This is a genomic window from Amycolatopsis sp. NPDC003861, from assembly GCF_053605405.1.
In genome coordinates this window covers 21,067-27,066 of the sequence record NZ_JBSGJD010000122.1, presented here as the reverse complement: position 1 = coordinate 27,066, position 6,000 = coordinate 21,067, and the positions used below count along the sequence as shown (strand labels likewise).

Genomic DNA, 6,000 nt, shown 5'->3' with positions numbered 1-6,000 from the left:
GGTCCCGACGAGAACGCCGCCGTCCGCATCATCATCTCGCTCGTCGCGGCGCACCGGGCCCGGGGTCACCCTGGAACTCAGGCCTTGATTTCGGCCGGGGTGTCGGAAATGACGGTGCCCCGCCGCTTCGACACCACGATCGCCGCCACGATCACGGCGACCGCGACGAGCGAGATGATGATGCGGACGGCGGCGTTCTCGTCGGGACCGATCGAGAACTGCACGACGGCGGGCGCGATCAGCACGGAGACCAGGTTCATCACCTTGATCAGCGGGTTGATCGCCGGGCCGGCGGTGTCCTTGAACGGGTCACCGACGGTGTCACCGATGATGGTGGCCTCGTGCGACGACGAGCCCTTGCCACCGTGGTTGCCGTCCTCGACCAGCTTCTTCGCGTTGTCCCACGCGCCACCGGAGTTGGCGAGGAAGATCGCCATCAGGGTGCCGCAGGCGATCGCGCCGGCCAGGTAGCCGGCGAGCGCGCCGGTGCCCAGACCGAAGCCGACCGCGATCGGGGCGAAGACCGCCAGCAGACCCGGCGTCGTCAGCTCGCGCAGCGAGTCGCGCGTGACGATGTCGACGACCTTGCCGTACTCGGGACGGGTGGTGCCCTCCATGATCCCCGGGATGTCGCGGAACTGGCGGCGCACCTCGAAGACGACCGCGCCGGCGGCCCGGGACACCGCGTTGACCGCGAGACCGGAGAAGAGGAACACCACGGCCGCACCGATGATCACGCCGACCAGCGTGTTCGGGCTGACGATCTCGTTGACGAACGACTTCGCCGCGTCGAGCCCGGTGACCACGCCGGTGCCCATGCCCGACAGCGTCTTCGTGATCGCGTCCGAGTAGGACCCGAACAGCGCCGTCGCCGCGAGGACCGCCGTGGCGATCGCGATGCCCTTGGTGATCGCCTTGGTGGTGTTGCCGACCGCGTCGAGCTCGGTGAGGATCTGCGCGGCCTTTTCGTCGACGTCACCGGACATCTCGGCGATGCCCTGCGCGTTGTCCGAAACCGGGCCGAAGGTGTCCATCGCGACGATGACGCCGACGGTGGTCAGCAGGCCGGTGCCGGCCAGCGCCACGGCGAACAGCGCGATGCCGCCGCCCAGCAGGTAGGCGCCGAACACGGCGGCGCCGATCACGAGGGCGGTGTACACAGCGGACTCGAAGCCGACCGAGATGCCGGACAGGATGACCGTCGCCGGGCCGGTTTCCGAGGTGCGGCCGACGTCCTTGACCGGCTTGTACTCGGTGCCGGTGTAGTAGCCGGTCAGCTTCAGGATGACCGCGGCGAGCACGATGCCGATGATCACCGCAATGGTCGCGATGACCGCCGGGTTGCCGGTGCCCTCGAAGCCCGGGCCGAAGTCGGAGAAGCTGCTCGGCAGGTACACGAACGCCGCGATCGCCGACAGCACCGCGGAAATCACCGCGGAGATGTAGAAGGAGCGGTTGATCGTGACCAGGCCGCCTTCGCCCGCGCGCGCCTTGGTGATGTAGACACCGATGACGGCGGTGATCACGCCGATGGCCGGCACGATCAGCGGGAAGATCAGGCCGTGCACGCCGAAGGCGGTGCTGCCCAGGATCAGCGCGGCGACCAGCATGACGGCGTAGGACTCGAAGAGGTCCGCGGCCATGCCGGCGCAGTCACCGACGTTGTCGCCCACGTTGTCCGCGATGGTCGCGGCGTTGCGGGGGTCGTCCTCCGGGATGCCCTGCTCGACCTTGCCGACCAGGTCCGCGCCGACGTCGGCGGCCTTGGTGAAGATGCCGCCGCCGACACGCATGAACATCGCGATCAGGGCGGCGCCGAAGCCGAAGCCCTCGAGCACCTTGGGCGCCTGGCCGGTGTAGACCAGCACGACGACCGCGGCACCGAAGAGGCCGAGGCCGACGGTGATCATGCCGACCACGCCGCCGGTGCGGAACGCGACGCGCATCGCCTTCTCGCGGCCGCCTTCCTCACGCGACGCGGCCGCGACGCGCAGGTTGGCCTGCGTCGCCAGCCACATGCCGAGGTAGCCGATCGCGAACGAGAAACCCGCACCGACCAGGAAGAAGATCGAACGGCCGATCTTCTCGTTCCAGTCGTCGGCGGGAAGGATGAAGAGCAGGAGGAACACGATCACGCCGAAGATGGCGAGGGTGTTCCGCTGCCGCTTGAGGTACGCGGCCGCGCCTTCCTGCACCGCCTTGGCGATGTCCTGCATCTTGGCGGTGCCCTGGCCTGCGGCCAGCACCTCCTTGAGCAGGACGTAGCCGATGACGAGTGCGGCAAGCGCGACCACGGCGACTACACCGACAATCGTGTAGCCACCTCCGGAGAGCGCGAGATTTCCGCCGCCCTCCGCGAGGAACTGCCGTGACATTCGTCCTCCATGAGACGTCGCCGTGCGCCAGCGTCGACGGCAAGCCGAGGGTTCGACACGGCCGGCGCTGGCATGGACCCTGTACCGAGCGACACGCTAGCCGGGCAGCAATGCACGTCTCACATGACGCTCACCACAGAGGGTGTGGATTGCGGGAGTGTATTGGTATCGCAACCAGCGTCTTCACGCCGTCCCGGTGACGGTACATTCCGTTACCTTGTGAGCCTCCTCACTTGATCGATCACCCTTTCGCCGATCCGTTGGCGCAGCTGGGGATGCCAGAACTGTCGTACCCCTGTGCCAAGCTCGGCGGGTGGACGAATCACGTGGGCAGCGGCTGCTGAGGCGGGTGACCGCCGGCATCCCGTCGCGCGAGCACCCGGTCACGCACGTCGCGGACCTGCCGGGTCGCGCCGCGCGCTACGCAGAGTGGCCGTCGTGGACGGATCCGGCGGTCGTCGCTGCGCTGCGTGACTGCGGCGTCTCGGCGCCCTGGGCGCACCAGGCGGAGGCGGCGGCGCACGCGTACGAGGGCCGGCACGTCGTGATTTCGACCGGAACGGCGTCGGGGAAGTCGCTCGCCTACCAGCTGCCGGTGCTGTCCCGGCTGGCCGCGGGCGAGAAGGCGAACGCGCTGTACCTGTCGCCGACGAAGGCGCTGGGCGCGGACCAGCTGCGTTCGGTGTCCTCTTTGGACGTGCCGGGGGTGCGGGCAGCGTCGTTCGACGGGGACACGCCGATGGCCGAGCGCGACTGGGTGCGCGCGCACGCGAACTGGGTGTTCACCAACCCGGACATGCTGCACCGCGGCATCCTCTCGGCGCACGGCCGGTGGGCCACGTTCTTCCGGCGGCTCAGCTGCGTGGTCGTCGACGAGTGCCACAGCTATCGCGGCGTCTTCGGCTCGCACGTCGCCCTGCTGCTTCGCCGGCTTCGGCGGGTGGCAGAGCACTACGGCGCTTCGCCGGTCTTCGTGCTCGCTTCGGCGACGACGGCTTCGCCGGCTTCGTTCGCCTCGCGGCTGACGGGCGTGTCTTGTGTCGCCGTGACGGAGGACGCTTCGCCGCGCGGCGCCCGCACGGTCGCGTTGTGGGAGCCGCCGCTGCTGGAGGAGCTGACCGGGGAGAACGGGGCGCCGGTCCGGCGTTCGGCCGGGGCGGAGACGTCGCGGATCCTCGCCGACCTGGTGCTGGAAGGCGCGCGGTCGCTGGCGTTCATCCGGTCGCGGCGGGGTGCGGAGCTGGCGGCGCTGGGTGCGCGCCGCATTCTGTCCGAAGTGGACCCGGTGTTGTCGGAAACCGTTGCGGCGTACCGGTCTGGTTACCTGCCGGAAGAACGTCGCGCGTTGGAGGCGGCACTGTTGTCGGGTCGGCTGCTGGGCGTCGCGACGACGAACGCCCTGGAGCTCGGCGTCGACATCGCGGGCCTGGACGCGGTGGTGCTGGCCGGCTACCCGGGCACGTTGGCGTCGTTCTGGCAGCAGGCCGGCCGGGCGGGTCGCTCCGGTGATTCGGCGCTGGTGGTGTTCGTCGCGCGGGACGACCCGCTCGACACCTACTTAGTGCACCACCCGGACGCGCTGCTTTCGCGGCCGGTGGAGACGGCGGTGCTCGACCCCGCGAACCCGTACGTGCTGGCGCCGCAGCTCGCGTGCGCCGTCGCCGAACTGCCGTTGACGCTGCCCGAGCTGGAGGTCTTCGGCGGCGCGGCGGCCCAGGAGGTGCTGGCCGAGCTGGCGGAGCAGAAGCTGGTGCGGCGCCGGTCGAGCGGCTGGTACTGGACTTCGCGGGACCGGCCGCACGCCGAGGTCGGCATCCGCGGCACCGGCGGGGAGCAGATCGCGGTGGTCGAGTCGGACTCGGGCCGGATGCTCGGGACGGTCGACCCGGGGTCGGCCTGCTTCGCCGTGCACCCCGGCGCGGTGTACCTGCACCAGGGGTCGTCGTACGTCGTCGACGAGCTGGACCTGGACCAGGGGCTGGCACTGGTCCACGCGGAGAACCCGGACTGGACGACGACGCCGCGCGAGATCGTGGACATCTCGGTGCTGGGCACCCAGGAAAAGCAGGACTTCGGCGGGGTGAGCGTCTGCCTCGGCGAGGTGGCCGTGACGTCGCAGGTGGTCGGGTACCTGCGACGACGGCCGTCCGGGGAGGTCTTAGACCACACGCCGCTCGATCTGCCGGAGCAGAGCCTGCGGACCCGCGCGGTCTGGTACACGGTGTCGTCTTCGCTGCTCGGTTCCGGCGACTCGGCTGGTTCGGCTGATTCTGCTGGTTCGGATGGCGAGGTGGGGACCGGGGGCCATCGGGTGGGGACCGAATCTGCGGGGCCGGTGGGGACCGGGGAGGAGACCCAGGCGAACGGTCGGGGGCCCGTTCGCGAGGGTGGCAGGACACCGGGGGGTGCCGGATTGGTTCCGGCACGGGTCCCCGGTGCCCTGCATGCCGCCGAGCACGCGGCGATCGGCCTGCTACCGCTGTTCGCTACGTGCGACCGGTGGGACATCGGCGGGGTGAGTACCGCGTGGCACGAAGACACCGGGGAGGCGACGGTGTTCGTGCATGACGGGCATCCCGGGGGTGCGGGATTTGCCGAACGCGGTTATGCCGCGATTGTCCCGTGGCTGGCCGCAACGCGGGAGGCGATCGTCTCCTGCGAGTGCCCGACGGGATGCCCGTCCTGCGTTCAGTCGCCGAAGTGCGGGAACGGCAACGAACCGCTGGACAAGGCGGGGGCAGTGGCTGTGCTGGGCACCGTGCTCGGGGCGTTGCGTCAACACGGTGCCTAGAACGGCCACTTGGTGGTCCATGGAGTTGTGTCCTGCTCCGCCTCGGCCGGGCTGGGACCGGCCGGCGGCGGTGGTCCGGTTGTCAGGCCGCGGTGGTCTGGACCAGCTGCGGGGCTTCGGCGCCGGCCAGCGCACGGACGAGCACGTCGTGCACTTCGGCGGCGTCCGGCAGCTGCCAGCCGCAGACCTCGGGCTTGACGCGCCAGTGCACGACACCGTGCTGGAACGGCGACGGCGGCAGCGGGATGTAGCTGTCCTTGCCGTGCCACTGGATCCCGGCGCGCGACGCCAGCTCAGCCGGCACGTGGTCGGCGACGGTGGTGAGGAAGAGCCAGCGGCCGTTCGGCAGCGCGATGATCGGCGCGGGGTGGCCGATGGCGCGGAGGAGGCGGCAGGCGCGCTTGCCGATCTCGTCGTCGACCTCGATGGCGTCGAGCACGGTGCCGGTGGCGACGAGCAGGCTGTGGGTGCGGTCGGAGAACCAGGTGGCGACCTCGTGGGCGTGGGTGCCGATCTGCTCACGCCAGGCGTCGATGGCCGGAACCGGACGGCGCCAGGTGAGGTCGTCGCCACCGGTGAGCGGGGCGGGGTCGACACCCGGGAGCACCGGCCAGCCGCGCCAAGCGAGGCCGATCGCCTCCGCCCGCAGTTCGATGCGGAAGGCACCGCGCCAGCTGTCCGGCCAATTCGCGTCCAACATCAGTGTTTCCTGCCTTCAAGTTCCGGTTCTCCGCGACCCCGTGGTGTCGCACATCTCACTTAACGGCAAGTTGCACATTGCCCGGAACCCCCGCGCGACAACCGGTGGTTACGAGGCGATGAACGCCCAGTGAT

3 protein-coding genes are annotated in these 6,000 nt (G+C 70.1%); 1 reads left to right on the top strand and 2 read right to left on the bottom strand.

Annotated elements, in window-relative coordinates; genetic code table 11:
* Window positions 1-77: 77 nt before the first annotated feature.
* The gene (locus tag ACWEVN_RS27280; protein WP_449684704.1) at window positions 78-2,375 is read right to left on the bottom strand and encodes a sodium-translocating pyrophosphatase; all 2,298 of its coding nucleotides are present in this window, start codon (window positions 2,373-2,375) and stop codon (window positions 78-80) included.
* Between the two features lie 349 nt (window positions 2,376-2,724).
* Here ACWEVN_RS27280 and ACWEVN_RS27275 point away from each other — a divergent pair, with 349 nt between their 5' ends.
* Window positions 2,725-5,166: a DEAD/DEAH box helicase gene (locus ACWEVN_RS27275; RefSeq protein WP_452053192.1), complete on the top strand. Its 2,442-nt coding sequence runs from the start codon at window positions 2,725-2,727 to the stop codon at window positions 5,164-5,166.
* 82 nt (window positions 5,167-5,248) lie between these two features.
* Here the strand turns inward: ACWEVN_RS27275 and ACWEVN_RS27270 are convergent, their stop codons facing one another.
* Window positions 5,249-5,866, bottom strand: coding sequence for a bifunctional DNA primase/polymerase (locus ACWEVN_RS27270; RefSeq protein WP_310969144.1), 618 nt, complete (start codon window positions 5,864-5,866; stop codon window positions 5,249-5,251).
* Window positions 5,867-6,000: the final 134 nt, after the last annotated feature.

Bases quoted from the DNA above. Each gene is read 5' to 3' on its own strand.
- ACWEVN_RS27280 (WP_449684704.1), bottom strand. From the start codon at position 2,375: ATGTCACGGCAGTTCCTCGCGGAGGGCGGCGGAAATCTCGCGCTCTCC.
- ACWEVN_RS27270 (WP_310969144.1), bottom strand. From the start codon at position 5,866: ATGTTGGACGCGAATTGGCCGGACAGCTGGCGCGGTGCCTTCCGCATC.